Source organism: Anaeromyxobacter oryzisoli, from assembly GCF_022690765.1.
GTDB classification, from domain to species: domain Bacteria; phylum Myxococcota; class Myxococcia; order Myxococcales; family Anaeromyxobacteraceae; genus Anaeromyxobacter; species Anaeromyxobacter oryzisoli.
The window spans coordinates 114,304-140,885 of the sequence record NZ_JALCZA010000001.1; the positions used below are offsets into that span (position 1 = coordinate 114,304).

Annotated in this window: 24 protein-coding genes; 9 read left to right on the forward strand and 15 right to left on the reverse strand. The window is 73.5% G+C overall.

Annotated features, from left to right (window positions below; translation table 11 throughout):
* The first annotated feature begins 257 nt into the window (after window positions 1-257).
* The 6 genes from MNZ27_RS00515 to MNZ27_RS00540 all read left to right on the forward strand — a co-directional run bounded on the left by MNZ27_RS00515 (window position 258) and on the right by MNZ27_RS00540 (window position 5,747).
* Window positions 258-563: a nucleotidyltransferase family protein gene (locus tag MNZ27_RS00515; protein ID WP_242392057.1), complete on the forward strand. Its 306-nt coding sequence runs from the start codon at window positions 258-260 to the stop codon at window positions 561-563.
* Window positions 550-729: a HepT-like ribonuclease domain-containing protein gene (locus tag MNZ27_RS00520; protein WP_242392058.1), complete on the forward strand. Its 180-nt coding sequence runs from the start codon at window positions 550-552 to the stop codon at window positions 727-729. Before MNZ27_RS00515 ends, MNZ27_RS00520 begins: the two co-directional genes overlap by 14 nt.
* A gap of 89 nt (window positions 730-818) precedes the next feature.
* A complete protein-coding gene (locus tag MNZ27_RS00525; protein WP_242392059.1) occupies window positions 819-1,757 on the forward strand; it encodes a GDP-L-fucose synthase family protein in 939 nt (312 codons plus the stop codon).
* A 196-nt stretch (window positions 1,758-1,953) separates the two neighbouring features.
* On the forward strand, window positions 1,954-2,976 hold the full coding sequence (gene gmd / locus MNZ27_RS00530; protein WP_242392060.1) for a GDP-mannose 4,6-dehydratase: 1,023 nt from the start codon (window positions 1,954-1,956) through the stop codon (window positions 2,974-2,976).
* Window positions 2,977-3,192: 216 nt separating this feature from the next.
* Window positions 3,193-4,767 (forward strand): glycosyltransferase, encoded by a 1,575-nt coding sequence (locus MNZ27_RS00535; protein ID WP_242392061.1) that lies wholly within the window; start codon window positions 3,193-3,195, stop codon window positions 4,765-4,767.
* Window positions 4,768-4,856: 89 nt separating this feature from the next.
* Complete coding sequence (locus MNZ27_RS00540; RefSeq protein ID WP_242392062.1) at window positions 4,857-5,747, forward strand: NAD-dependent epimerase/dehydratase family protein; 891 nt, start codon at window positions 4,857-4,859, stop codon at window positions 5,745-5,747.
* Window positions 5,748-5,826: 79 nt separating this feature from the next.
* Here MNZ27_RS00540 and MNZ27_RS00545 read toward each other — a convergent pair whose 3' ends face one another.
* Window positions 5,827-7,092 (reverse strand): baeRF10 domain-containing protein, encoded by a 1,266-nt coding sequence (locus MNZ27_RS00545; protein WP_242392063.1) that lies wholly within the window; start codon window positions 7,090-7,092, stop codon window positions 5,827-5,829.
* A 200-nt stretch (window positions 7,093-7,292) separates the two neighbouring features.
* On the opposite strand from MNZ27_RS00545, the gene MNZ27_RS00550 reads away from it, so the two are divergent.
* Window positions 7,293-8,231 carry a nucleotidyltransferase family protein gene (locus tag MNZ27_RS00550; RefSeq protein ID WP_242392064.1) on the forward strand — a complete coding sequence of 313 codons (939 nt, stop codon included), beginning with the start codon at window positions 7,293-7,295 and terminating at the stop codon, window positions 8,229-8,231.
* Between the two features lie 114 nt (window positions 8,232-8,345).
* Complete coding sequence (locus MNZ27_RS00555) at window positions 8,346-9,653, forward strand: UDP-glucose dehydrogenase family protein (RefSeq protein WP_242392065.1); 1,308 nt, start codon at window positions 8,346-8,348, stop codon at window positions 9,651-9,653.
* Between the two features lie 227 nt (window positions 9,654-9,880).
* Here MNZ27_RS00555 and MNZ27_RS00560 read toward each other — a convergent pair whose 3' ends face one another.
* From MNZ27_RS00560 to MNZ27_RS00585, 6 genes are all read right to left on the reverse strand, one after another.
* Complete coding sequence (locus MNZ27_RS00560; RefSeq protein WP_242392066.1) at window positions 9,881-10,270, reverse strand: four helix bundle protein; 390 nt, start codon at window positions 10,268-10,270, stop codon at window positions 9,881-9,883.
* 279 nt (window positions 10,271-10,549) lie between these two features.
* Window positions 10,550-11,173 carry an LON peptidase substrate-binding domain-containing protein gene (locus tag MNZ27_RS00565; RefSeq protein ID WP_242392067.1) on the reverse strand — a complete coding sequence of 208 codons (624 nt, stop codon included), beginning with the start codon at window positions 11,171-11,173 and terminating at the stop codon, window positions 10,550-10,552.
* 70 nt (window positions 11,174-11,243) lie between these two features.
* Window positions 11,244-13,652 carry a sodium-translocating pyrophosphatase gene (locus tag MNZ27_RS00570; protein WP_242392068.1) on the reverse strand — a complete coding sequence of 803 codons (2,409 nt, stop codon included), beginning with the start codon at window positions 13,650-13,652 and terminating at the stop codon, window positions 11,244-11,246.
* Between the two features lie 190 nt (window positions 13,653-13,842).
* Window positions 13,843-14,421: an ExbD/TolR family protein gene (locus tag MNZ27_RS00575; RefSeq protein ID WP_242392069.1), complete on the reverse strand. Its 579-nt coding sequence runs from the start codon at window positions 14,419-14,421 to the stop codon at window positions 13,843-13,845.
* 9 nt (window positions 14,422-14,430) lie between these two features.
* Window positions 14,431-14,919, reverse strand: a complete 489-nt coding sequence (locus MNZ27_RS00580; protein ID WP_242392070.1) for an ExbD/TolR family protein — start codon at window positions 14,917-14,919, stop codon at window positions 14,431-14,433.
* Window positions 14,920-15,022: 103 nt separating this feature from the next.
* Window positions 15,023-15,694, reverse strand: a complete 672-nt coding sequence (locus tag MNZ27_RS00585; protein WP_242392071.1) for a MotA/TolQ/ExbB proton channel family protein — start codon at window positions 15,692-15,694, stop codon at window positions 15,023-15,025.
* A 342-nt stretch (window positions 15,695-16,036) separates the two neighbouring features.
* On the opposite strand from MNZ27_RS00585, the gene MNZ27_RS00590 reads away from it, so the two are divergent.
* Complete coding sequence (locus MNZ27_RS00590) at window positions 16,037-17,710, forward strand: hypothetical protein (RefSeq protein WP_242392072.1); 1,674 nt, start codon at window positions 16,037-16,039, stop codon at window positions 17,708-17,710.
* Window positions 17,711-17,972: 262 nt separating this feature from the next.
* Here MNZ27_RS00590 and larC read toward each other — a convergent pair whose 3' ends face one another.
* The 8 genes from larC to thiL all read right to left on the reverse strand — a co-directional run bounded on the left by larC (window position 17,973) and on the right by thiL (window position 26,578).
* The gene (gene larC / locus MNZ27_RS00595; RefSeq protein WP_242392073.1) at window positions 17,973-19,229 is read right to left on the reverse strand and encodes a nickel pincer cofactor biosynthesis protein LarC; all 1,257 of its coding nucleotides are present in this window, start codon (window positions 19,227-19,229) and stop codon (window positions 17,973-17,975) included.
* A 220-nt stretch (window positions 19,230-19,449) separates the two neighbouring features.
* Window positions 19,450-20,193 (reverse strand): nickel pincer cofactor biosynthesis protein LarB, encoded by a 744-nt coding sequence (gene larB, locus MNZ27_RS00600; protein WP_242392074.1) that lies wholly within the window; start codon window positions 20,191-20,193, stop codon window positions 19,450-19,452.
* A 10-nt stretch (window positions 20,194-20,203) separates the two neighbouring features.
* On the reverse strand, window positions 20,204-20,842 hold the full coding sequence (locus MNZ27_RS00605) for a chemotaxis protein CheC (RefSeq protein WP_242392075.1): 639 nt from the start codon (window positions 20,840-20,842) through the stop codon (window positions 20,204-20,206).
* A 160-nt stretch (window positions 20,843-21,002) separates the two neighbouring features.
* A complete protein-coding gene (locus MNZ27_RS00610) occupies window positions 21,003-23,069 on the reverse strand; it encodes a chemotaxis protein CheA (RefSeq protein ID WP_242392076.1) in 2,067 nt (688 codons plus the stop codon).
* Window positions 23,070-23,119: 50 nt separating this feature from the next.
* Window positions 23,120-23,488, reverse strand: a complete 369-nt coding sequence (locus tag MNZ27_RS00615; RefSeq protein ID WP_242392077.1) for a response regulator — start codon at window positions 23,486-23,488, stop codon at window positions 23,120-23,122.
* A gap of 100 nt (window positions 23,489-23,588) precedes the next feature.
* Window positions 23,589-24,068: a chemotaxis protein CheW gene (locus MNZ27_RS00620; RefSeq protein WP_242392078.1), complete on the reverse strand. Its 480-nt coding sequence runs from the start codon at window positions 24,066-24,068 to the stop codon at window positions 23,589-23,591.
* Window positions 24,069-24,081: 13 nt separating this feature from the next.
* Entirely contained in the window at window positions 24,082-25,470 is a 1,389-nt protein-coding gene (locus tag MNZ27_RS00625; RefSeq protein ID WP_242392079.1) for a methyl-accepting chemotaxis protein, read from the reverse strand.
* Window positions 25,471-25,525: 55 nt separating this feature from the next.
* Window positions 25,526-26,578, reverse strand: a complete 1,053-nt coding sequence (gene thiL, locus MNZ27_RS00630) for a thiamine-phosphate kinase (RefSeq protein ID WP_242392080.1) — start codon at window positions 26,576-26,578, stop codon at window positions 25,526-25,528.
* Window positions 26,579-26,582 lie beyond the last annotated feature (4 nt).

A 26,582-nucleotide genomic window follows, 5' to 3' on the forward strand; every position in this document is an offset into this window, starting at 1 on the left:
CCGGTGACCACCGTCGCCTGGCGGACCACGGCGATCGCCGCGACGAAGAGATCGGCGTCCGCGAGCCGCTGTCCCCTGCGCTCGAGGAGCGCCTTGGCCTCGCCACGGCGGCGACGCCCGGGCCAACACCACCGAAAGGGCGGCGCGGACGCGGGCGGCCCGTAGAGGGGATAGTGGTCGAGCTCGGGTTCGCGTGCCCTACGGTTTCCGACCGGTCACGGGTCGCTCGGCGGGCATGGCCAGGGTAGGATACGTGCGTGGCGACGAGGATCCGGATCGACCGCGGGGCGCTTGCCGAGTTCTGCAAGCGTCATCACATCCGCAGGTTGTCCCTGTTCGGGTCGGTGCTGCGCCAAGACTTCAGACCGGAGAGCGACGTCGACGTGCTGGTGGAGTTCGAGCCGGACCAGGTGCCAGGCTTCATCGCACTGCACGGCATCGAAGAGGAGCTGTCGAGCCTGCTCGGCGGGCGCACGGTGGACCTCGTGACCGAGCGCTTCCTGAATCGCCGCATCCGCGATCGCGTGCTGGCCGGCGCCGAGGTCCAGTATGCAGCGGGATGACGAGGTCTACGTCGGGCACATGCTCGACCTGTCGCGCAAGGTCGCAGCCAAGGTCGCTGGCGTTCGCCGCGAGGAGTTCGAGGAGGACGAGAACCTTCGCCTCGCGCTCGCGCACCTGCTGCAGACCATCGGCGAGGCTGCGCGTCGCGTCTCGGGCGAGTTTTAGGGAGCTCGCCCGAAGCTGATCTCCCGACTCCGGTCCGGCTGAGCCGCGCCGCTTGATGCCACGCCGGAACCTTGCGACTGTGTCGCCTGATGGCCATCCACCTGCCCGATGAACGCATCCTGGTGACCGGCGGCGCCGGCTTCCTCGGCTCCTTCGTGGTCGAGGAGCTCCGCCGCCGCGGCGCGCGCGAGATCTTCGTGCCGCGCTCGAAGGACTACGATCTCGTCCGGATGGACGCGGTCGAGCGGCTCTACCGCGACGCGCGCCCGACCCTGGTGCTGCACCTCGCGGCGCGGGTGGGCGGCATCGGGGCGAACCGCGAGAACCCGGGGAAGTTCTTCTACGAGAACCTCATGATGGGCGTGCAGCTCATCGAGGTGGGCCGGCGGATCGGCCTGAAGAAGCTCGTCGCCCTCGGCACCATCTGCGCCTACCCCAAGTTCTGCCCGGTGCCCTTCAAGGAAGAGGACCTCTGGAACGGCTACCCCGAGGAGACCAACGCGCCGTACGGCCTCGCCAAGAAGATGCTGCTCGTCCAGAGCGAGGCCTACCGGCAGCAGTACGGGTTCGACTCGGTGGTGCTCTTCCCGGTGAACCTCTACGGCCCGCGCGACAACTTCGACCCGAAGAGCTCGCACGTGATCCCGGCCCTGATCCGGAAGTGCGTGGAGGCGCGGGAGCGCGGCGAGAGGCAGATCGTGGTCTGGGGCGACGGCTCGGCCTCGCGCGAGTTCCTCCACGCCCGCGACGCGGCGGAGGGGATCGTCGCGGCGGCGGAGCGGTACGAGAAGTCCGAGCCGGTGAACCTCGGCGCGGGGTTCGAGATCAAGATCCGGGACCTGGTGCCGCTCGTCGCGCGGGCCTGCCGCTTCGAGGGCGAGCTCGTGTGGGACGCCTCGAAGCCGAACGGGCAGCCGCGGCGGATGCTGGACACCTCGAAGGCGCTCCGCGAGTTCGGCTGGAAGGCGCGGACCGGGTTCGAGGAGGGGCTCCGGGAGACGGTGGAGTGGTTCGAGAAGAACCGGTGAGCGGGCGCCCTTCGACTCCGCGCGGCCTGCGGCCGCGCTACGCTCAGGGCGAACGGGGGCGGGGTCACTGGGGCCCCTTCGACCGCCCGCGGCCTGCGGCCGCGCTACGCTCAGGGCGAACGGGTCATGGGGTAGGTTCAGGAACGGGCCCGGGTGACGGGTTCACAGCCAGCGACGAACGTAACGGGGGCAGCGCGTGAAGAAGGCGCTCATCACCGGCATCACCGGCCAGGACGGCAGCTACCTCGCGGAGCTGCTGCTCGAGAAGGGGTACGAGGTCCACGGCATCGTCCGCCGCTCCTCCTCCTTCAACACGCAGCGGATCGACCACGTCTACCAGGACCCGCACACCCCGGGCTGCCGCCTCTTCCTGCACTACGGCGACCTGAACGACAGCTCGTCGCTCAACCTGCTCCTCAGGAAGCTGCGGCCGGACGAGATCTACAACCTCGGCGCGCAGAGCCACGTGCGCGTCTCCTTCGACGTCCCGGAGTACACCGGCGAGGTCACCGGCCTCGGCGCCTGCCGCCTCCTCGAGGCGATCCGCGAGCTCGACCTGAAGGACACCCGCGTCTACCAGGCGTCCTCGTCCGAGATGTTCGGCGCCTCGCCGCCGCCGCAGAACGAGAAGACCCCGTTCTACCCGCGGAGCCCGTACGGCTGCGCCAAGGTCTACGCCTACTGGATCGGCGTGAACTACCGCGAGGCGTACGGGCTGCACGTCTCGAACGGCATACTTTTCAACCACGAGGGACCTCGTCGCGGTGAGACCTTCGTCACGCGCAAGGTCACCCGCGCCGCCGCCCGCATCAAGCTCGGCCTCCAGAAGAAGCTCTTCCTCGGCAACCTCGAGGCGCGCCGCGACTGGGGCTACGCGAAGGACTACGTCGAGGCGATGTGGCTGATCCTCCAGCAGCCGGAGGGGGACGACTTCGTGATCGCGACCGGCGAGGATCACTCGGTCCGGGAGCTCTGCGACGCGGCCTTCGGCCACGTCGGCCTGGACTACCGCGAGTTCGTGGACAAGGACCCGCGCTACTACCGGCCGACCGAGGTCGATCACCTCCTCGGCGATCCCTCGAAGGCCGAGCGGAAGCTCGGCTGGAAGCCGCGGACCAGCTTCGCGGAGCTCGTCCGGCTCATGATGGAGAGCGATCTCCAGCTCGCCGAGCGCGAGCTGCGCGCCGGCGTCGGGCCCGCGGTGTCGCGCCACGGCTGACGGGCGAGCGGGCCTCGGGCTTCAGGGCCTTCGGGCCGCGGGGTGGACTGCGGTCGAGTCCGAGGTCTCGATCGCGGCGGACGAAGGCGACGGAGCGCTCGCCGCGCGTGGCGGCCTCCCCGCGGGCGCGCTGGCGGCCGCCAGGCGACGGCGCCTCCTGCCCCCTCCTCGGCCGGTTTCGGCGGAGAGGGACGGGTGGTAGAAGTCGTCCCTCGAATGACCTCCCTCTCCGTCCTCGTCCCCGTCTACAACGAGCAGCACCTCGTCGCGACCTCGCTCCAGCGGCTCGAGGTCCTCGAGGGATCGCCGCACCTCGAGCGCGTCCAGGTGGTCGTCGTGGACGACGCCTCCCGCGACGGCTCCGCAACGGTGCTCCGCGCCTTCGCCGAGGCGCGCGGCGTGCGCTGGCTGGACGACGGCCCGATCGAGCAGGGGGTCGAGCTCAAGGGGCACGGCCGGCAGGGGAAGATCGAGTGGGTCTTCCTCCGCCACGTCCTGAACGGCGGGAAGGGCCGGGCGATCCGCACCGCCCTCGCCGAGGCGGACTGCGAGCTCTCGGTCATCCACGACGCCGACCTCGAGTACCACCCGAAGGACCTCCTCCGGATCGTCGAGGTCTTCGTGAACGAGCAGGCCGACGCGGTGTTCGGCTCGCGCTTCGCCGGCGGCGAGGCGCGGCGCGCCCTCCTCTTCCGGCACGAGCTCGGGAACCGGCTCCTCACGTTCCTCACCAACTGGGTGACCAACGTGAACCTCACGGACATGGAGACCTGCTACAAGGCGGTCCGCACCGACCTCCTCAAGTCGATCCCCATCGTCTCGAACGACTTCCGCCTCGAGCCCGAGCTGACCATCAAGCTCGCGAAGCGCGAGGCGCGGATCTTCGAGGTCCCGATCAGCTACGCGGGCCGGACCTACCAGGAGGGGAAGAAGATCAACTGGCGCGACGGATTCAAGGCGCTCTGGGCGATCCTCCGCTTCGCCCTCTCCGACGAGGTCTACGCGCAGGATGCCTACGGCTCGCAGATCCTGGGCCGCCTCGCCCGCGCGCCGCGCTTCAACGCCTGGATGGCCGACACGATCCGGCCGTTCTGCGGGCAGAAGGTCCTCGAGATCGGGAGCGGCACCGGCAACCTCACCCGCCGCCTCGTCCCGCGCGACACCTACGTCGCCTCGGACGTCAACCCGCTCTACCTGCAGACCCTGAACGGCCTCACCGTCGATCGCCCGTACCTCGAGGTCACCCTCACCGACGTCACCAAGGGCGAGTCGTTCCCGCAGGTGCCGGACGGGTTCGACACCGTCGTCTGCCTGAACGTGATCGAGCACGTGGACGACGACCGCGGCTCGCTCGAGAACATCCGCCGGGTCCTCGCCCGCAACGGCAAGGCGATCATCCTCGTCCCGCACGGCCCGGGGCTCCTCGGGACGCTCGACGAGGTGCTCGGCCACCGCCGCCGCTACACCGAGGAGACGCTCCGGCAGCTCGCGGCGGACGCGGGCTTCGACGTGCTCGAGGTGCTCCGCTTCAACCGGGTGGGCTGGTTCGCGTGGTGGCTGAACGGGAAGGTGCTCCGCCGCCACACCTTCGGGCTCGGGCAGATCCTCATGCTGAACGTCCTCACGCCGATCTTCCGGCTGGTGGACAAGGCGATGCCCTTCCCGCCGCTCTCGCTCATCGCGATCCTGCGGCCGTCGGCCGACGCCGCGGCGCCGGAGGTGCAGGTGGCACCGGGCGAGGCGGCCGCCCCCGACGAGGCGACCGACGTGGCGGCCTCGATGCCGCGGTGACGCCGGCGCCCCCTGCGACCCTCCGCCGCTCCCGGCGGGGCGTGCGTGGCGCGCGCGGCCGGGTTAGTCCCGGAGGCCGGGAGGCTTCCATGAAGGTCTTCGTCACCGGAGCGACCGGGTACGTGGGCGGCGCGATCGTGCAGGCCCTCGTGCGCGGGGGGCACGAGGTCACCGGGCTCTCCCGCGACGGCGAGAAGGACGGGATGGTGGCGCGGCTCGGCGCGCGCCCGGTCCGCGGCGCGCTCGGCGAGCTGCGCGCGCTCTCCCGCCAGATGTCCGAGCACGACGCGCTCGTGCACGCGGCGATGGACTACGGCCTCGGTCCGCCGGCGGACCTCGAGGCGATCGAGGCGATGCTGGCCGCGGCCGGCGAGGCGGGGCGCCCGCTCACCGTGGTCTACACCTCGGGGGTGTGGGTGCTAGGGGAGACGCGCACGGCGGCGAGCGAGGGCGCGCCGCTCCTGCGCCCCGCCGCGGCGGTCGTCTGGCGGCCGCCGCACGAGCGCCGGGTGCTCGAGGCGGCCACCGACCGGATTCACCCCGCGGTGGTGCGGCCGGGGATGGTCTACGGCGAGAAGCGCGGGCTCGTGAACCGCTGGTTCGAGACGGCGGCGCGCGACGGGGCCGCGGCGGTGGTCGGCACCGGCGCGAACCGCTGGCCGCTCGTGCACCGCGAGGACCTCGCCGAGCTGTACCGCGCGATCGTCGAGCGCGGCGCGCGCGGGATCTTCCACGGCGTGGACGGGGCCTCCCCGACCACGGGCGAGGCCGCGGCCGCGGCGAGCCGCGCCGCCGGGAGGGGCGGCGCGGTGAAGCTCGTCCCGCTCGACGAGGCGCGGCGGAGCATGGGGCCGATGGCCGACGCGCTCGCCATGGACCAGGTGGTGGTGAGCGCCCGCGGCGCAGAGGTGGGCTGGGCCCCGCGCCACCCGCCGTTCGTGCAGGGGGCGGAGGCGGCGTACCGCGAGTGGAGCGGGTGAGAGTGTGAACCTCTCCCCCCGTTCGCCCCGAGCGTAGCGCGGCCGGAGGCCGCGCGGAGTCGAGGGGCGCGCGCCCGCCCTACGGCTGGCTCGCGCCCGGCGCCCCCGGCCCCCAGGCCGGCGCGCTCGCCCCGCGGAGGGCGCCCTGCGCGGTCTGGCGGAGGAACGCGCCGACGCCCCGGTAGCTGTGGAGCTTGTTGTCGTGGGCGACGATCTCGACCGCGGCGCCCGCCGCGACCGCCCGGGCGACCAGCGCCTCGCCGAGGTGCCGCAGCACCTTGAGGTCGCCGCCGCAGTACGGGCAGGTGTCGGCGGCCTCGGCGTTCGCGCCGATGGCGTCGCACTGATCGCAGCGCCAGCCGGTGAGGGCGAAGTCCTCCTCGAGCACGAGCTCGTGCACGCGCTTCTGGTTCAGGGCCTCGACGACGTCGTTCGGCCCCATCACCGCGAGCCCGCCGCGGAGCGACTGCCCGACCACGGCGTCGATGACCCGGCGCTCCTCCTCCCGCTCGCGCGCGGCGAGCGCCGCGGCGGCCCCGTCCGCCGCCCCGGCGGAGTGCATCCCGCTGTCCCCGCGGTCCCACGCGCGCGGCCGCGGGATCCGCGCGATCACCCGGGCGCGCAGCCGCTCCGGCAGGTCCCGCTCGAAGGCGGCGATTGCCTCGCTCGTCCCCACCAGCACGAGGTGCGCGTCGGGGCTCCGGTCGTGGATCGCCGCGAGCTGCTGCACCGCCGCCCGCCGGTTCCGCAGCTCGAACGCCTCCTGGTGCCGCTCGTCCTTCTCGACGCGCTCGTACTCCCGGCCGTGCTGCGCGGGGCCGGGGTTGTACTCGTCGGCGTCCCGGCGCGGGACGAAGCCGCGGATCCGCGTCTCGGCCCCGAGATCGCCGAGGCTCACCTGGAAGAGGTCGGCGCCCTGCGGCGAGGGCGCGACCACGATGACGGGCTCGTGGTCGTCGGCGAGCCGGGCGAGCTGGGTGAGGTGCGGGAACCCGTCGGCGCAGAGCTCCGGCCGGAACGGCTGCGCGAAGGAGAGGACGCGCCAGAGCCCGAGCGCCTCGCACGCGAAGAGGGCGAGCCCGCGCCGCGCCGCATCGTACTGCTGGCTCGTGAGCCCCGCGACATGGCGCCGGAGCCGCTCGAGGCTCCGCGCGAGCCCCTCCCGCCCCGGCGTCCCCTCGCCGCACCGGCCGAGCAGGCGCCGGATGCCCTCCTGCACGAACAGGCGAACGCGCTGCCGCTGCTGCTCGTCGTTCCACCGCGTGTCGAGGTAGAGGCTGACGATGGGCTCGCTGCCGCTGCGGACGCGCGCGAGCTCCGAGAGCGTCCCGTCGAGCTGGGTCATGTCTTCGCTCCTCGTGTGAACGTGTCTCTTCTCTCTCTCTCCCTAGACCTGCTCACGGGGGAACCGGGGCGGCCCGCCCGGCTCCCCGCCTCCGGCCCTTCCGCTGCCGCCGGCCGGGCGCGAGCGGCACGAGGGGGCCGCCCGGCGAGGGCGCCGCGATTTGCGCCGGGGGCGGCGGGTGGGTTACATCGCGGAGCGCCTTGGCCCTCCTCGACGCCCTCCGCGCGCTCACCGCCTTCACCCCGCCGCCGGCCCTGCCGGACGCGGACCTCGACGCCCTCGCCGACGTGCTGATCGCCCACGGCCTCGCGCCGCTCGCGTCGTACCAGCTCGAGAACACCCGCCTCGGCGCGGGGCTCCCCGAGGCGTTCCGCGAGAAGCTCCTCGGGCACTACCAGGGGGTCGCGAACGACAACGTGATGAAGCTCGTCACGCTGCGCGGCGCCCTGAAGCTCGCCGCGGACGTGCCGGTGGTCCTCCTCGACGCGAGCGCGTACCTGGACTGGCTCTACCCGCACCTCGCCTGGCGGCCGCTCGGGGACCTCCGGTTCGCGCTCCGCGCGGAGGACGCGGCGCGCTTCGCCGACGCGGTGAAGGGGCCGCTCTCCGTCGAGCGGACCGAGCACGACGGCCGGGTGGCCGTGTTCACCGACGGGAAGATCACCCTCTCCGCGCAGGAGGGGCTCTGGACCGGGGGGCCGGCGGACCCGCTCCTCTTCGAGCGCGCGCGCCCGTACCGTGCCTTCGGCCCCCGGGCGGCGCGCCCCTCCCCGGAGGACGCGCTGCTCGCGACCGTCGCGGAGCAGGCCCAGCTCGGGCTCTTCGCGCCGCTCGTCACGTTCGTGGATCTCCGCGAGCTGCTCCGCGAGCCGCTCGACGCCGCCTACCTGGGCCGCCGCGCCGGCGCGCTCCGGCTCTCCCGCGCGCTGTACGGGGCGCTCGCCCTGGTGGCGCACTTCTTCCCCGAGGTGGCGGACCCCGCCGCGGCGCTCGCGCCCGAGCTCTCCTTCGCCGAGCGCGTCGCGGTGGACCGGGTGGTCGAGGCGGCGAAGGACCCGGTCCGGCTCCGCCACCTGCGCGGCGCCGACGCCGCGGCCCGGCTGGTGGTCGCACCGCACGGCGACCCCCACGCGAGCTGAGCGAAGCGCGCGGCGTCCCCCTCGCCCGGCGATCCCTCGCGTCGGCGCTCCCCCGCGGGAGCGCTTGGTGCTAGATCTTTGGAGATCTTCGATTTTCCCCCGAGGGGCGCACACGTGAACATCACCGTCGTCGGAACCGGTTACGTCGGCCTCGTCACCGGCACCTGCTTCGCGGAGTCGGGCCAACGGGTCACCTGCGTGGACATCGACCCCGCGAAGATCGCGCTCCTCCAGGGCGGCGGGATCCCGATCTACGAGCCGGGGCTCGAGGAGCTGGTCCACCGGAACGTGAAGGAGGGGCGGCTCGGGTTCACGACCTCCTACGCCGAGGCGATGCGGGGGGCGGACATCGCGTTCATCGCAGTGGGGACCCCGCCGGGCGAGAACGGCGAGGCGGATCTCCGGTACGTGCTCGCCGCCGCCGCGGAGATCGGGCGGCACATGACCGGCCCCTGCGTGGTGGTGGACAAGTCCACGGTGCCGGTGGGGAGCGCCGAGAAGGTGGCGGCGGTCCTGAAGGAGACCTCGAAGCACCCGTTCGACGTCTGCTCGAACCCGGAGTTCCTGAAGGAGGGGGCGGCGATCGACGACTTCATGCGGCCGGACCGCGTGGTCGTGGGCGTCGCCTCCGAGCGGGCGCGGGCGGTGATGGCCGAGCTGTACGCGCCGTTCGTCCGGGGCGAGCAGCCGGTCCTCTTCATGGACATCCGCTCGGCGGAGCTCACCAAGTACGCGGCGAACGCGATGCTCGCCACCCGGATCTCGTTCATGAACGAGATGTCGGCGCTCTGCGAGAAGCTGGGCGCCGACGTGGACATGGTCCGCCGCGGCATCGGCTCCGACCGGCGCATCGGCCACCCGTTCCTCTTCCCGGGGGTCGGGTTTGGCGGCTCCTGCTTCCCGAAGGACGTCCGCGCGGTGATGACGATGGCGCGCGCGGTCGGCCTCGACTTCGACCTGCTCCGCTCGGTCGAGCGCGTGAATGAGCGCCAGAAGCGCTGGCTCGTGGAGAAGGCCGCGAAGCACTTCGGCGCGCTCGCCGGGAGGACGATCGCGCTGTGGGGGCTCGCGTTCAAGCCGAAGACCGACGACATGCGCGAGGCGCCGGCGATCACGGTCATCGAGGGGCTCCTCGGGAACGGCGCGAAGGTCCGCGCCCACGATCCGGTGGCGCGCGAGGTCGCGGCGCGGCTGTTCCGGGGGCGCGGGGTCGAGCTCGTGGACGAGCCCTACGCCGCCGCCGACGGGGCCGACGCGCTCCTGCTCGTCACCGAGTGGAACGAGTTCCGCCAGCCGGACCTGGGCCGCCTGAAGCGCGTGATGAAGCAGCCGGTCCTGCTCGACGGCCGGAACGTCTGGGACGCCGCGAAGTGCCGCGCCGCGGGGTTCACGTACTACGGCGTCGGGCGGAACGCGGAGTAAAACGCGCCCGCGGGGGGATGGGGGTCTCCGTGACCGTCACCGTGCCCGTGACCGTCACCGGGTCCCGTGCCCGATTCCCGGGTCCCGTGGCCCGTAGCCCGTAGCCCGTGAACCGCCGGGCCGCTCGCGCAGGCTCGATCCCCGCTCATCGCTGGTCCGTGCGGAGCCCCGAATCGGTGCCGGTCCGATGACCGGCGCGACCGCGAATGGGCCGCGAATCGACCGCATCATCCGCCGCGCGGCCCGGCCCCGCCGCGGCCTCGCCCTCTCGGACCGCACATCCGGCTCAGCATCTGAGTGATGCGCACGACCAGTGCCCGTGCCTCCGCATGGCGCTCCGGCGTTCCGATCCCGCGCACACGCAGGACGTCCAGGATCGCGGCGCACTCCAGCGCGCTGCCCTTCGCGATCTCGTAGAAGCGGCGCTTCTCACCGCGGGAGTGCCGTCCAGCGCCCTCGGCGATGTTCAGCACGATGCTCTGACCGGCACGCTCCAGCTGATCGAGCATGTACCGCTCGCCTTGCCGCGGGACGAGAGAGAGCGCCATCGGGAGGAACTCGAGGGCGATCCGGTAGACGTCGAGACGGTCGTGCTCGAGCTCGGGATCGATCGGCATGCCGTAGCGCAATGCAGGCGCCGGGCCGCCGTCGGGACAGGGGCGACGCGCGGTCGGGGCGTGCAGGTCACGTCGGGGTGCGGATCGGCGCCCGTCTCCGTGACCGTTCCCCGCGCCGACCTCCCGCCTCCCGACTCCCGTGGCCGTGGGCCGTGACCCGTGGGGCCGTCGGATCACGGGAACCGGGCCACGGTTCACGGAAAGGCCGGTGACGGTGACGGGCACGGACCACGGGTTCGCGTTCGGGTTCGCGTTCGGATCCGGGTCCGGGTCCGGACGTCACACCCGCTGATTCCGCCCCCGCGACAGCATCAGCAGGACCCCGGCGACCTCCTCGACGACCTCGGCGAGGCGGCGGGAGACGTCGAGCTCCTCGAGGAGGCGCTGCCGGTCCTCGGGCTCCGAGATGGCGGCCGCGGCCACGACGTCGGCGATCGCGGAGGCGTCCTTCATCTGCGCGACGGCCTCAGCGAGCGCGGGCGCGCCGGACTCGGCGGGGAGCCGCTGCGCGAGCTGGTAGACGAGCTGCCGGAGCGACTCGAGGGCGGGCTGGAGCGTGGCCCGATCCGCGGGCCAGACGTCCTCCAGGATCTCGGCGCGGAACTCGCGGTAGGGGTGCGCCGCGGGCAGCTCCTCGAGGAGCCGCACGCGGGCGATCCCCCGGACCACGACGTCGAAGCGCCCGTCCTCGTGCCGCTCCACCTGCTCGAGGAGGCCCGCGCCCGCCACCGGGAACACCGGCGGGTGCGGCTCGTGCGCCGCCTCCCGGGACCCGAGGCCGGGCACCGCCAGCACGCGGTCGCCGCCGAGCGCGTCCTCGACGAGCGCGCGGTAGCGCGGCTCGAAGACGTGAAACGGCGTGGGCGTCCCGGGCAGGACGACCACGCCGTGGAGAGGAAACACCTTGAGAGCGGCGCACGCCTTCGCGAGCGCCGCCCTGGGTGACGGCGGAGCGATCCGCTCCGCGCACATCTCAGTGCGTCGCGGGCGACGCGGAGGGGGCCGGAGCCGCCTTCACGGTCGTCTCGATCCGCATCTTGTAGAAGGACCGGTACACGAACACGAGCGCGACGGCGAGGAACGCCGCGGCGAGCGCGATGCGCGCCGTCCCCTCCATCCGGATCGCGAGCTCGACGGCGAGCAGGCCGAAGAGCGTCGTGAACTTGATGATGGGGTTCATCGCGACCGAGGAGGTGTCCTTGAAGGGGTCGCCGACGGTGTCGCCGACCACGGTCGCGGCGTGCAGGTCGGTGCCCTTCGCCTTGAGCTCGACCTCGACCACCTTCTTCGCGTTGTCCCAGGCGCCGCCGGCGTTCGCCATGAAGATCGCCTGGAAGAGGCCGAAGATCGCGATCGAGAGCAGGTAGCCGATGAAGAAGAACTCGTTCACGAACGCGAAGGACAGCGTGGCGAAGAAGACCACGAGGAAGATGTTGAACATGCCCTTCTGCGCGTACTGGGTGCAGATCTCGACGACCCGCTTCGAGTCCTCGACCGAGGCCTTCTCGACGCCCTCGAGCCGGATGTTCTGCTTGATGAACTCGACCGCCCGGTAGGCGCCGGTGGAGACCGCCTGCATGGAGGCGCCGGTGAACCAGTAGATCACCGAGCCGCCCATGATGAGCCCGAGCAGGAAGAGCGGGTTCATGATCGAGAGCTTCTCGATGTGGGCGGTGAGGCCGTTCGTGAGGACGAAGATGATCGAGAAGATCATCGTGGTCGCGCCGACCACCGCGGTGCCGATGAGCACCGGCTTCGCGGTCGCCTTGAAGGTGTTGCCGGCGCCGTCGTTCTCCTCGAGGTAGTCCTTCGCCCGGTCGAAGTTGAGGTCGAAGCCGAAGTCCTTCTTCACCTCGGCCTTCACGTTCGGGACGTTCTCGATGAGCGAGAGCTCGTAGACCGACTGCGCGTTGTCCGTCACCGGGCCGTAGGAGTCCACCGCGATGGTGACCGGGCCCATGCCGAGGAAGCCGAACGCGACGAGGCCGAAGGCGAACACCGCCGGGGCCGCCATCAGCATGTCGAGGCCGAAGGTGGAGACGCCGTAGCCGACGCCCATGAGCGCGATGATGACGAGCCCCATCCAGAAGGCGGAGAAGTTGCCCGCCGTGAGGCCGGCGAGGACGTTCAGCGAGGCCCCGCCCTCCTTGGACGCCGTGACGACCTCCTTCACGTGGCCGGAGGAGGTGGAGGTGAAGACCTTGATCACCTCGGGGATGATGGCGCCGGCGAGGGTGCCGCAGGTGATGATCGTGGAGAGCTTCCACCACATCGTGCCGTCGCCGAGGTCGCCGATGACGGCCTTCGAGACGGCGTAGGTGGCGACCACCGAGATGATGGAGGTGAGCCACACGAGGGAGGTGAGCGGCGCCTCGAAGTTCATCCGCTCGACGTTCCGGTACTTCGCGGCCGCGAGGCTCTCGTTGATCCAGTACGAGACGACCGACGCGATGATCATCATGATGCGCATCGCGAAGATCCAGACGAGCAGCTTCACCTGCACGGCCTCGCTGGAGACCGCGAGCACGATGAAGGAGACGAGCGCGACGCCCGTCACGCCGTAGGTCTCGAAGCCGTCCGCGGAGGGGCCGACCGAGTCACCCGCGTTGTCGCCCGTGCAGTCGGCGATCACGCCGGGGTTGCGGGCGTCGTCCTCCTTGATCTTGAAGACGATCTTCATGAGGTCCGCGCCGATGTCGGCGATCTTCGTGAAGATGCCGCCGGCGATGCGGAGCGCGGACGCGCCGAGCGACTCGCCGATGGCGAACCCGATGAAGCAGGAGCCGGCGAGGTGACGATCGACGAAGAGGAGGATGAACAGCATGATGAGCAGCTCGACGCTGATGAGCATCGTGCCGATCGACATGCCGGCCTTGAGCGGGATGGCGTAGGTCGGGAAGGGCTTGCCGCGGAGGGCCGCGAACGCCGAGCGGCTGTTCGCGTAGGTGTTCACGCGGATGCCGAACCAGGCGACGCCCGACGAGCCGAGGATGCCCACCAGGCTGAAGGCCAGGACGATGGCGAGCCGGCCGGCGCTCATGGGCTCGGCGGCGAGGAACCCGAAGTACGCGACCATGATGACCGCGATGAAGGCCCACAGGGTCGCGATGAACTTGCCCTGCGTGACCAGGTAGGTCTTCGCCGTCTCGTAGATCAGCTCCGAGATGTCGAGCATCGACCGGTGCACGGGGAGGTTCTTGAGCTGGTTCGCGACGACCAGGCCGAAGACGAGGCCGGCCGCCGCGACGACCAGGCCGATGGAGAGCAGGGTGTGACCGCTCATCCCGAGGAACTGCTCGGAGCGGAGGTCGGGGAGAATGAGGTTCGCCTCGCCACCGCCCGCACCGAGCGCGAGGGACGAGAGGATGCTGATCGGGTTCATGACAGGGACTGCCCCTCCAACTGATGGGAGAATCCGTGAAAACGCGGCTCGTTGCGCAAAGATACGCAGGCCGCGAAACGGCTGAGACGGCGGATACTACCGGCCCGGGTCGTTTTTTGGCAAGGGGACGCCGGAGCCGCGGGCGCTGCCCGGGCTCCACCTTCGAGGGATCGGGGGCCCGGCGGCCCGCCTACCCCGCCCCAGGCGCCTTCTGCTGGGCCTCGGCGCCGCCCAGGTCGAGCGTCGCGAAGTTGAGGCTGAAGTAGCCGGCGACGCCGCAGGAGTACATGACGCGCTTGACGATCCGGAACGGCACACCCTTGTCCGCCTGGATGTTCACCTGCCCGTCCCACTTCTTCTCGACGTCGTTCTGGTGCAGGTACTCCCAGCGCTTCTTCTCGTCGCGGAGCCGCTCCTCGAGGCCGGGGATGTTGAGGTAGCCCGAGTCGCGGTCCAGGTCCGCCACGTCGGCCACCTTCTCGCCCGTCACCACGATCTGCGAGCCGCTGATCGCCACCACCGGCGCGATCTCGATCGTCTGCCCGTGGCGCGCGTCCGGGAGCTGGATGTCCTTCTGCATGTACAGCACCTCGCCGGTGGACGAGAACTGCTGCAGGAGGAAGATGACGAGCATCGTCATCATGTCGACCATCGGGATGACGTTCAGCTCGGTGTTGGTCGCCTTCTTGCCGCGCTGGATCTTCCCGCCGAGGATCTTCGACTTCTCGAAGCGCTTCGCGGGGCGCTTGCCGGGCGTGACGATGGGCATCTCGAGCCTCTAGACCCCGGAGACCGACACCGCGGTGAGCCCCTGGCCCACGCAGGTGTCGATCACCTCGACGAGATCGCCGTAGGGCACCGTGTCCTCGGCGGAGACCGTGATCGCCGCGGTCTCCGGGTAGTCGGCGTGGAGCTGCTTCAGCCGCTCGCCGAGCGCCTTGTAGTCCTGCTTCACGCCGCCGGCCGCCCGGTCGAGCGGGATCTCGTACGCGAGGCCGGACGTGGTGGTGAGGTTCATGCCGCGCTCGCCCACGGCGAGCGTCACGACGAGCTGCTTCTGCTGCTCGGCCTGCTCCGGCTCCGGCGCACCCGAGCCGAACTGCTGGACCTGGAGCCGCGAGATCTGCGTCCAGACCGCGGTGTAGAGCAGGAAGGTGATGCAGCAGGAGAGGAGGTCGATCGCCGGGACCACGTTGACGGTCGCGTCGAGCGCCTTCTTCTTCTTTTTCCCGGAGCCGCCCTGCTCGGGCATCGCGCCGCCGCCCATCGGCTACCTCCTTCTTCCAGATCCGTCCGCTCGCCCTGAGCCCCGCTCGCCCGCGCCGCCGCGCGCGTCCTGCCCGCGGCGGCCCGCGTGAGCGGGATCGCGCCTACTCGTCGGCCGCCACCGTCGCGGGCATCTTCATCTTGTCCTTGTTCGCGACGATGAGGTTCAGCACCGAGACGCTGCTCTCGTTGATGTCGTCCATCATGTGCTGCGAGCGGCCCTGCAGGACGGAGTACGCGATGAGCGCCGGGATGGCGGTGAGGAGGCCGAACGCGGTGCAGTTCATCGCCTCGGAGATCGACGAGGCGAGGATGCGGGCCTTCTCCGCCGGCGGCGCGTCGGCGACGGCGCCGAACGCGCTGATGAGGCCGATGATGGTGCCGAGGAGGCCGAGCAGGGTCGCGACGTTGCCGATCATCGCGAGGTAGCCGGTGCGCTTCTCGATCTTGGGCGACTCGCGCAGCGTCGCCTCGTCCATGGCGGCCTGCACGTCGGCCTCGCCCTTCGGCACGTTGATGAGGCCGGCCTTGATCACGGAGACCAGCGGCGTCTTCTTCTGCGAGGCGCAGAAGCTGATCGCGCGGTCGAGATCGCCCCTGTAGATGTGCTCCTTGAGGCCCTTCAGGAAGGCCTCCTTGTCCACCGCGGTCGTGAAGAACAGCGCGTGGACGCGATCGATTACGAGACCGATGACCACCACGAGCGAGGCGAGGATGGCGTGCATCATCCACCCACCCTCGCTGTAGTGCTTCGCCAACGCCCGGAAGATTTCCATTTGCCTCGTGCTCCTCAGGAGGTAAGGCCGTGCGCCGTCCCTCGATCCTGGCGCTTGCCCGGTCGGTCGATCCCCTATCACGGGCTTTTCCGGGGCGTCAACGCGACGGGGTATGCCCTCCGCGCACCCGGTCATCCCCACGCTCCGTGAGAGGCCAGGCCGACTGGCTGGTCCGGTCTAGGATGCTGCACCCGGCCACCCGGGCCGGCAATTGCCCGTCCGCGAGCGCCGTCGTACGCTCCCCCTCCGTCCCCGCGACCCTCCGGCCCCCACCCCGCGGGCGGGGCCACACGCCCGGGGCAGGCAGCGCCCCCGGCTGCTCGGCATCCTCTCCGAACCCCGATGCTCGAAGCCGCCTTCGCCCCCTACCGCCTCCCGCCGGGCGCCCTCCCGGAGGAGTCCGCGCGCGCCGCCGAGGCGCTCGCCGCGGAGCCGCTCCTCGCGCCGCCCGCGGAGCCGCTCCCGGCGCCGCTCGTGGACCGCGCCCTGGCGGATCTGCCGGCCGGACGCGCCGCGTCGCCCACCGAGGCCTGCCGGGCCGCGGACGGCTCGCCCTGCGGCCTCTCGGGGCCGCCCCGCGCCTGCCTCGCGTCCCAGCGCCAGCGGGCGCGGCTCGACGAGGCCTCCCGGGCCGCCCTCGAGGCCGGCTTCGCGGGCGTCTGCCTGGACCGGCCGGACGCGTCCCTCGCCCTCGGGTTGCTCGGCGCGGGCTTCTGCCCGGACTGCCAGCGGGCGCTCGGCCGGCACCTGCAGCGCGAGTACGGCGAGCACTTCCAGCCGGTGGACTACCTCGCCCTCGCCCGCGAGGCGCTCGCCTCCGCGCCGGGGGCGGTGGCCTTCGACCAGCTCCCGTTCGGCCGGGACTTCTGGCGGGTGCGCAACGAGCTGCTCGAGCAGGCGATCCGCGACTACGCCCGCGGCGCGCGCGACGCGGCCCGGGCGGCGGGCAAGGCGTTCGAGGTGGTGGCGCAGTTCGAGGCGATCGGCCCGGCCCAGCTCCGCTCCATCCAGCTCGTGGACGGGGCGATCTTCCCCGCCCCCGTCCCGACCACCGGGGCGGGGCTCGGCCTCGCCCGCCTGCTCCGCGGCACGGCGGGGCGCCGCCCGGTCGCGATCGCCCCCACGCCGGCGCCGCAGCAGCCGGGCGGGCTCCCGCGCCTCGCGGCGGTAGCGGCCACCTGCGGCGTCGAGCTCTCCGGCCTGGAGCCGGCCGGCGAGGCGGGCGCCGAGGTCGCCCGCACCCGGCGGCTCGCCCGCCAGCTCGCGCTGCGGGCGGGACGCGCCCCGGCGCAGGGGACGCCGGTGGTGGAGTGCGCGGTGCTCTACTCCGCCGAGGCGGATCTCTGGACCGGGGGGCGGCACCGGCTCGCGGTGGAGCGGGCGGGCGACGCGCTCGGCGCGCTCCACGTCCAGGCCCCGGTGATCACGCGGCTCCAGGACGCGCCGCCGGAGGCCGCCCTGGTCCTGGCCGACGCGGGGGCGCTCTCCTCGCGCGAGGCGAAGGAGGTCCGGCGCAGGCTCGAGGCGGGCGCGCGCGTCCTCGCCTTCGGCGACCCGGCGCAGGTGGACGAGGCCGGGCGGCCGGCGGGGACCTTCCTGCCCGCCGGAAAGCCGGGCGGCGTGAAGGTCGGCGCGGGCCGGCTCGCGCAGCTTCCGCCGCTCGCGCCGGAGGCGGGCAGCGCGGCGCCGGCGGACCCGGAGCAGCTCGGCAAGGCGCTCGCGGTGCTCCTCGGGAAGGGGCGGCGCGCGGCGGGCGTGGCAGGCCGCACGCCCGTGCTGGTGGTGCTGCACCGGACCGGGGAGACCCTCGACGCGCACCTGGTCGCCCTCGGGCCGGAGAAGGCGCAGGGCGCGACCTTGTTCCTCGGCTCGCACGTCGCGGGCGGCGCCCGGCGCGGCCGGTTCGTCTCGGCGGACGGGACCGACGTGCGGATCCCGCTGAACCCGTCGGGCTACTCGATCTCGACGGTCCTCCCGAGCTTCCGAGGGTACGCGGTGCTGTCGCTGGGGGCGTAGCGCGGGGGCGGATCGGGCCACGGGCTACGGATCACGGAAGCCCGTCACCGTGCCCGTGACCGTCACCGTTCCCCGTGCCCGCGTCCCGCCTCCCGTGGCCCGTCGCCCGTGGCCCGTCGTCCGTGACCGGTGATGCCGTCGCCGTCGCCCGTGACCCATGTGCCGTCGGACCACGGGAAGGGGGCCACGGGACACGGGAACCGGATCACGGGTCACGGAACGGCCGGTGACGGTGACGATGACGGATCACGGAGGGACCGCGTCACCCCGTGCGCCGCGCGCGGTACGCCGCGAGGGCGGCGTCCATCACCTCGCGCACCGCGACGCCGCGCTCGCGGGCCCGGGCGAGGCAGTCGTCGTACTCCGGGTGCGCGCCGAGCTCGTGCCCGTCGCGCGACGCGATCTTCACGCGCACCGCGCCGTAGGGCGTCGCGACCTCCGCGAGCCGGCGCGCGAGGACGTCCCGCTCCACCGCGTGCCGGCGCACGCCGAGCGTGGTGGTCTCGGCGAACAGCGCGGCGGTCACTGCGGCCCGCCGGCCCTCGTCGCAGAGCGCGCCGAGGAGGATCCCGGGCCGGCCCTTCTTCATGGTCACCGGGGCGGCCCACGCGTCGAGCGCGCCCGCCTCGAGCGCGGCCTCGATCGCGCGGGCGACGAGCTGGCCGGGGCAGTCGTCGAGGTTCGCCTCGAGGACCCAGAGCCGCTCCCCGTCGCCGCCCTCGGCGGCGCCCGGGGAGGCGCCCGCCACCGCCTCGTCCTCCCCCGAGCCCTGGGCGCGCGAGGTTCGCCCCGATTCGTACAGCTCACCCGAGGTCATCCGGAGCACGTTCGGCCGATCCGGCCAGGCCGCCGTCCCGACCCCGTACCCGATCCGCCCCGGCACGAACGACGGGAGCGGCCCGAGCTGGGCGAGCTCGGCGAGGAGCGCGGCGCCGGTGGGGGTGACCGCCTCGCCCTGGGGGCCGCCGGGACGGATCGGCAGGCCGGCGAGGAGCTCGAGCACCGCGGGCGGCGGCACCGGCATCACGCCGTGCGCGGTCCGCACCATCCCGCGCCCGAGCTCGGGCGGCGTCGAGACCACCCGCGGCCAGCCGAGGAGGTCGAGCACCACCGCCGCGCCGCACACGTCCACGATCGAGTCGATCGCCCCGACCTCGTGGAAGTGCACCCGCTCCACCGGGATCCCGTGCACCTTCGCCTCGGCCCGGCCGATCCGCTCGAAGATCGCCCGCGCCGCGGCGCGCGCCCGCGGCGCCAGCCCGCTCGCGTCCACCAGGGCGAGGATCTCGGCGAGCCCCCGCTCGTGCGGCTGCTCGCCCTCGACCACCACGTCCACGTGCGTTCCGCGGATCCCGTGCTCCGTCTTGGCCCGCACCTCGAGCCGCCAACCGGGGAGCTTCAGCGTCTCGAGGGCGGCGACGAGCGCGCCCCGGTCCACGCCGAGGTCGATCGCCGCCGCCATGAACATGTCGCCGGCGATCCCGCCGACCGGCTCGAGGACGAGGAGAGAGGTTGTCATGAGGTGCACTCCGGGGCGCCCTTCGACTCCGGCGCGCTCGCGCGCGCCTACGCTCAGGGCGAGCGGGGGTTGGTTTACACCGGCGCGATCCCGCGCGCCCGCGTTCAGGGCGAGCGGCGGGTGGTTTCCTCCGGCGCGATCCGCCCGCGTTCAGCGCGAGCGGGGGTTGGTTTACTCCGGCGCCTCCGCGCGGCTGGGTTCACGGACGAGCGGGGGTGGTCTACTCGCGCGCGATCAGCCCCGCCACGAACGCGGCGCCGAACCCGTTGTCCACGTTCACGACCGTCACGTTCGGCGCGCAGGAGTTCAGCATCGTGAAGAGCGGCGCGAGCCCGCCGAGCGAGGCACCGTAGCCGACCGAGGTGGGCACCCCGATGACCGGCCGCCCGACGAGGCCGCCCACGACGGAGGGCAGCGCGCCCTCCATCCCCGCGGCGACGATCACCGCCCGGGCGGACGCGAGATCGTGCCGGCGGGCCAGGAGCCGGTGCAGGCCGGCCACGCCGACGTCGTAGACGCGCAGGGCCTCGACGCCCATCACGTCCAGCGTCACCGCCGCCTCCTCGCACACCGGGATGTCCGAGGTGCCCGCGCAGCAGACCGCCACCGGCCCCCTGGCGGGCAGGTCCATCCGACCCTTCCGGAGGGTGCGGGACACCGGATCGTACACGCTGCCACGCACCGCGCGGCGCGCCGGCCCGGCCTTCTCCGGCGAGAGCCGGGTCACGAGGAGGGGCCCGTCCGACGCGAGCCTCCGCGCGATGGCGGCGACCTGGGCCGCGGTCTTGGACTCCGCGAGCACCACCTCCGGCATCCCGACCCGGAGCATCCGGTGGGTGTCCACGGTGGCCATGTCGCCGAGCCGCTCGAACGGCGCGTCCCGGAGCTCCCGGAGGGCGTCGTCGAGCGTGGCCTGCCCCGCCTTCACCCGGCCGAGGAGCCGGCGCAGCTTCTTCTCGTCCATGCGGATGCTCTTAGCGCAGATCGCCCCGGAGCGGGGCGCGCGCCGCCTGCCGCGAGAGCAGGCGCCGCACGAGCTCGGCGATCCGCGCCGGCTCGGGCATCACGAGGACGAGCCCCTCGAAGGCGGGGGCGCCCTCCCGCGGCGCACAGGTGAAGCGGGTGGCGAGGGCGATGGAGCCGGCGTGGGTGACGAGCCCCTCGACGCACTCCCTCCCGGAGCCGCGGGCGAACGCGGGCACCGAGAGAAGCAGCCGCTCGCCGACGAGCGCCGCCACTGCGGAGACGAAGGCGCTCCCGGCGATGTTCCCGGACTCGAGCAGCGCGCTCTCCGCCATCCCGCCCCAGGCGCCGCCCGCCGGGAACCCGAGCGCCGCCGCGAGCGCCGCCGCGTCGCGCTCCGGGAGCGCGAGCAGGAGGTCCCCCTCGAGCGCCCCCTCGAGCTTCACGCCGACCGTCACGAGGTCCTGGCCGAGCCCGCCGAGGAAGGCCGCGATGGCGCCCTCCTCGGCGCCCACCCACGCCTCCGGCACGTCCATCGAGAGGCGGCGGCGGACGAGCTCGCCGAGGGCGGTGATCGCGCGGCCGCAGCCCACGCTCGCGAGCTCCTGGAGCGCGTCCAGCTCGCCGGGGCCGAAGGAGACGGGGCTCAAGCGCGCCCCCCCCGACCGCCCGCCCCGGCCCCCGGGAAAGACTCCGTTCGCCCTGAGCGGAGGCCCCGCGAAGCGGGGCGGAAGTCGAAGGGCGCGGCCGCCCCGAGGAGCGCGGAGGCCGTGGACCGCCCAGGGCGCGGCGAGCCGAGCGCGGCGCCGGTCACGCCGCCACCAGCCGCTGCACGTCGAGGATGAACACCGGCCGCCCGTTGCCGAGCACGGTCACCGCCGAGAGCCCGGGCACGTCCTCGAGCGGGCTCCCGAGGGCCTTGAGCACCGCGTCCTGCTGGCCGAGCAGCGCGTCCACGGCCAGGCCGATCCGGCCGGCGTCCGCCTCGGCCACCACCACCGCTCGCTCGTCCTTCGCCGGCGCCGCCGCGAAGCCGAGCAGGCGGGTCAGGTCGTGCACCGGGACGAGGTCGCCGCCGTACGGGAGGACCGGGCCGCCGCGGCTCCGATCGAGGCGCGAGAGCTCCACCTGGGCCGCGCCGTGCACCTTCGCGATGGGGAGCCCGAGCACCTCCTCGCCGACGCGCACGAGGAGCACCGGCTGGACCGCGACGGTGAGGGGCAGCCGGAAGGTGAAGCGGCTCCCCGCGCCGCGCGCGCTCTCGATCTCGAGCGTGCCGCCCAGCCCCTCGATGGCCCGCTTCACCGCGTCCATCCCGACGCCGCGGCCGGAGAGATCGGTCACCGCCTCGGCGGTGGACACCCCCGGCAGGCAGCAGAGGAGGAGCGCCTCGCGCTCGGACAGCGCCGCGGCCTGCTCCTCCGTGAGGGCCCCGCGCGCGACCGCGGCCGCCCGGAGGCGCGTCGCGTCCATCCCCTTGCCGTCGTCCGAGATCTCGACGATCACCCGGTCGCGCTCGCGGCGCGCCTGGAGCGTCACCCGGCCGGTGGCGGGCTTGCCGGCGAGGAGCCGCAGGTGCGGCGCCTCGACGCCGTGGTCGATGGCGTTCCGCAGGACGTGCAGGAGCGGGTCCGAGAGCTCCTCGAGGATGGCCCGGTCGATCTCGATCTCCGCCCCGTGGATCTCGACCTCGACCTGCTTGTTCACCTTTCGCGCGATGTCCCGGGCGGCGCGCGGGAGCTGCTCGGTGACCAGCGCGAGCGGCGTCATCCGGACGGCCATCACCTTGTCGTGGAGGTCCTTCACGATCGCGCCGAGCCGATCCACCCCCTCGTCGAGGAGCGGCCGCTGGGCGGCGGGCAGGCTGCGGCCCACCTCCCGGATCCGGGCGGTCGCGAGGATGAGCTCGCCCACCGCGTCGAGGAACGTGTCGAGGAGCTCGGTCTTCACGCGGACGGTGCGGGCCGGCTCCGCGGACCGGGCCTCCCGCGCAGCGGCCGCGGGCGCGGGCCCGGCCGCGGGGCGCTCGGGGGCGGCCTCGCCGAGGGCCACGCCGGCGAGGTCCGAGATCTGCCCGAGCGCGCGCTCGACGCTCCGGAGCGGCTCCGACGTCTCGAGGAGGACCTGGAGCTTCTTCCCCGGGACGCGCCCCGCCCTGAGCTCCTCCACCGAGGGCACGCTCCGCGCCACCGTCCCCAGGGCGGCGAGCTTCTTCACCACCAGGAAGGCGCGGACCGCGGGGATGGGGCAGCTCGCGGCGATCTCCACGTCGAGCTGCACGCGCCGCAAGGTCCGGGCCTGGGGGGCCTCGGCCCCCCTCCGCGCGGTCCCGGGGTCCGGCTCCGGCGGCGCGGGGGCGGCGGCGGCCCCGGACCCGCCGGCGCCCTTCGCGGGCTCCCGGCCGGTCGCGGCGCCCTCGGCAGCGCCGTCCGCGGCGGCGCGCGCCGGCTCCTTCGCGGGCTGCGCCGGCTGCACGCACCGCTCGCGCGACCGCCGCGCGGCCTCGACGAGCCGCGCGACGAGGGCGGGATCCGCCGGCGGCTTCGCGCCGCTCGCCGCGGCCTCGACCATCGCCTGGAGCGCGTCGCCCGCCGCGAGGAGCACGTCCACCGCCTCGCCGTCGAGCCGGGCGGGGTCCTTGCGGAACACGTCCACCAGGTCCTCGGCCTTGTGGGCGAGGGCGCCGATCCCCTCGAGCTGCATCGAGGCGGCCATCCCCTTCACGCTGTGCGCGTGGCGGAAGAGGCTGTCGATGGTGCCCTGGACCGCGCCGCCGTCCCGGGCCGCCTGCTCGAGCTGGACGAGATCGCGCCCGTAGCCGGCGAGGTGCTCGCCGGCCTCGGCGACGAAGAGCGAGAGGTACTTCTGGAGGTCCACCGTTCCCTCCGTCGCGGGGCGGCGCGCCCCGGACCCGTCGAGGGGGGCGGCTACGCGTCCCCGAGGACCTTCTTCACGACGGAGAGGACGTCCTCCGACTTGAACGGCTTCACGATGAAGTCGCTCGCGCCGGCCTCGATCGCCTCCATCACCAGCGACTCCTGGCCGAGCGCGCTGCACATCACGACCACCGCGCGGGCGTCCTGCTTCACGATCTCGCGGGTCGCCTCGATGCCGCTCTTGAAGGGCATCACGATGTCCATGGTGGTGAGATCGGGCTTGAGCTCGCGGTACTTCTCCACCGCCTCGAGGCCGTTCGCGGCCTCGCCCACCACCTCGAAGCCGGAGCCCGAGAAGATGTCCTTGATCATGTTTCGCATGAAGATCGCGTCGTCGACGATCAGGACTCGCTTCGGCATGGGCCTCTGGTTCCTCCCCGGCGGGGTGGACGAAAGCTATCACCGGTTTCGCGCGGCGGACAAGGACGCGGGCGCCCACCCACCTGCCCGTACGTGAACGCTAGCGGCCGCCGAAGAGCGCGACCGCCGCGTCCATCAGCGCGGCCGCGCCGAGCACGGTGACCGCGCCGGCGCGCGCGGCGGTCACCCCTCGGACGAGGCCGGCGCCGCCCTCGGCGGGCGGCGCGAGCGGCTCCACGCCGGCGACCGCGCCCACGAGGAAGCCCAGGGTCCGCCGATCCTGGTCGAGGATCACGACGTGCCCCACCCCCTCGGCGAGCGGCTGCGGCGCGAGGCCGACGAGGGCCGCGAGGTCCACCACCGCGACCACCCGGCCGCGCAGGTTCATCACCCCGCGCACCGCCTCGGAGGCGCGCGGCACCCGCGCGAAGGGCGGCTGCGGGGGCACCACCTCCCGGACGGCCTCGAGCGGCAGCGCGTAGCGCTCGCCGGCGACCCGGAACACGACGTGGCGCGCGGGGGCGTCGCCGGTGCGCTCGCCCGGCCTCGTCGCCGCCGCCTCGCTCGCGAGCTCCGCCATCCCCGAGGCCCCGTCAGCCGAGCCGGAACCGGGAGACGACCGTCTGGAGCTCCACGGAGAGGTTCGTGAGCTCCTGCGCGGCGCTCGCCATCTGCGCGACCGCGGCGGTCTGCTCGGTCATCACCTTGCGCACCTGCCCCGTGGCGCTCGCGTTGGACGACGCGACGTCGGAGATGTGGTCCATCGCCTGGACCATGTCCGCCGAGCCCTCGAGCTGCTCCCGGGCGGACCGCGAGATGACGCCCACCTTGTCGGCGCCGCTCGCGGCGATCTTCGCGATGTCGGCGAGGGCGAGCACGATCGCGTTCACGTCCTCGCGCCCCTCCCCGAGCTCGGCCACCGACTCCTTCATGGTCTCGACGACCTTCGCCGCGCGGCCGGAGATGTCCGTCGCGAGCGAGGAGATCTGCTCGGCGGACCGGCCGGCAGCCTCGGCGAGCTTGCGGACCTCCTCGGCGACGACGGCGAAGCCGCGGCCGTACTCGCCGGCGCGGGCGGCCTCGATGGTGGCGTTCAGCGCGAGGAGGTTCGTCTGGTTCGCGACCTGGGTGATCGCCTCGACGATCTTCGAGATCTCCTTGGTCCGCTCGCCGAAGGCGAAGACCTGCTCGCTCGCCGCCTCGATCCGGGCGAACACCTTCTTCACCTTCTCGCCCGCGAGCCGCGCCGCCGCGCCGCCGCTGGCCGCGCCGGAGGACGTCTCCGCCGACGCCCGCGCCGCGTCCTCGGCGCTCTTCGCGGTCCGCTCGATGGACGCCGCGATCGCGCCGATCACCTTCGAGGTCCGCTCCACCAGGTCCGACTGCTGCCCGGCGCCCTCGGCGATCTTCTCCATCGAGGAGGCGACCTCGTCCGTCGAGGCGTTCACCTCCTCGGCGGACCCCTGCAGCTCGGTCGCGGCCTCGGACACCGACTGCGCCGTGCGCTGGATCCGGGAGACCAGGTCCCGCAGGTTCTCCTGCATGGTCCGGATCGCGATGGTGAGGTCGTCGATCTCGTCGTGGAAGGCCTTCTGCTCCTCGGAGAGCACCGCGCGCGAGAGGTCGCCGCGGCTGATCTCGACCGCGCTCGCCTTGAGCCGGCCGAGGCGGGAGACCCGGGCGATCGCCATGGTGAGCGCGAAGCCGAGCGCGAGCGTGAGGGCGAGGATGGTCACCACCTCGCCGACCCGGCTCACCACGTGCGCCTGGACGAGCGGCACCGCGAAGAGGAGGACGCCGCCGAGGATGAAGTAGGAGGTGAGGATCTTGGTCTGGAGCGAGACGGTGAGGCCGGGCGCCGGCGGGGCGAGCCGGAGGGCCGGCTCGGCGGCGCGCCCGCGGACCGCGACGAGGTGCGGCGCGTCCTGGTGGCGCGCGCTCGGGCGCGTGGAAAGTCGCTCTTCCCCTCTCGCTCTCGGCACGTCGCGCCTCGCCTTCGTCGGCTCGTGGGACAGGTGCGGGGTCGCCCGGGGACGCCTACGACGGCCGGCGGGCGGGGCGACGGCGCCGGCTGGATCCTAGACGCCCCCCCTGCGAAGTCAAAGAGGTCGCCGGTGCGCGGAGGTGGTCGTGCCCGGGGGGCAGCGGCAGCTCGCGTCCGTCCGGATCGACGACCCGCACGCCCCGGCCGCGCACCAGCCGTCCGATCACGGTGAGTGGGGTGCGGGCCGCCCGCGCCTCGGCGAGCGCCTCCGGGAGGCGCGTCGGGGGGATCGCCGCGAGCAGCTCGTAGTCCTCGCCGCCGCCGAGGGCCGGCGCCCAGGGGTCGTCCCGGCCGGCGACGGCGCGCCGGTACGCGGCGGAGCGCGGGAGCGCGGCGGCGTCCACCAGGGCGCCCGCGCCCGAGGCGTCGCAGAGGTGGGCGAGGTCGGCGACCAGGCCGTCCGAGAGGTCGATCGCCGCCGAGGCGACCCCGGCGAGGGCGGCGCCGAGCGCGAGGCGCGGCACGGGACGGCGCTGCCGGCGCACCAGCGCGGCGGGGGCGCCGGGGACGAGCCCGAGCGCGGCGTCCCCGATCGTCCCGGACACGGCGAGCAGGTCGCCGGGGCTCGCGCCCGCCCGGGTGAGGGCCGCGCCCGGCTCGACGGCGCCGACCACGGCGACGGTGAGGGACAGCTCCGACGCCCGCGAGACGTTCCCGCCGGCGACGGCGATCCGGTGCCGGCGCGCGCACGCCCCCAGGCCGCGGGCGATCCCGGCGACGCGCGCCGCGGGCGTGCCCCGCGGGAGGGCCAGCGCGACGAGCGCCCAGAGCGGCCGCGCGCCCATGGCGGCGAGGTCCGAGAGGTTCACCGCGAGCGCCTTCCAGCCGACGTCCTCGGCGGAGAAGCGCGCGTCGAAGTGCACGCCCTCCACCACGGCGTCCACCGTGGCGGCGAGGTCCGCGCCGGGCGGCGGGCGGAGCAGCGCGGCGTCGTCGCCGACGCCGAGGAGGACGCCCTCGCCGCCGAGGGGGAGCCCGCGCGTGAAGCGGTCGATGAGGGCGAACTCGCCCCCCCGCGGGGCCGCGCGATAGGGACGCCGGACCACGGCG